This window comes from Treponema sp. R6D11, from assembly GCF_054786075.1.
In genome coordinates this window covers 1-403 of sequence record NZ_BDHD01001048.1, presented here as the reverse complement: position 1 = coordinate 403, position 403 = coordinate 1, and the positions used below count along the sequence as shown (strand labels likewise).

The window sequence follows — 403 nt, the reverse complement described above, 5'->3', positions numbered from 1 at the left end:
GTGCTTACCCAATACGAAGCGCTGGACTCATGGACATTTTTGAAAAATCGTTGGATACTAATAAAAGACGGGAAAAGAATCGAAAAGGTTTTTACCCAAAGGCTCTATTCCGCGTCTGAATTAAGAGCCCTGCTTTTAGAAGTAGGTTTTTCCAAGGTCGAAATTTACGGCGATTGGGACGAATCCCCTTACGACAGGCGGGCCGCAAAACTTATTGTAATAGGGAGAAAATGATGCCGGCAGAATTCGCAAGTTTTGAAATACTGGAATCCTTTATGAAGGACGTATTTATTAAAGTGGGAGTTCCCGAAGAAGACGCGGCAGTTTGCGCCGAAGTGCTGATTGAATCCGACAAACGCGGGATCGATTCCCACGGGGTGGGCAGGTTCAAGCCCATTTACAT

General features: G+C 45.4%; 1 protein-coding gene and 1 pseudogene. Both read left to right on the top strand.

Going from position 1 to position 403, the window contains the following annotated elements:
• Positions 1–234 (top strand): annotated as a pseudogene (locus ACYVTD_RS17435) (class I SAM-dependent methyltransferase); the annotation flags it as partial.
• On the top strand, positions 231–403 hold a 173-nt coding region (locus ACYVTD_RS17430), incomplete at its 3' end, for an Ldh family oxidoreductase (RefSeq protein ID WP_461248890.1). The pseudogene ACYVTD_RS17435 and the gene ACYVTD_RS17430, both read left to right, overlap by 4 nt.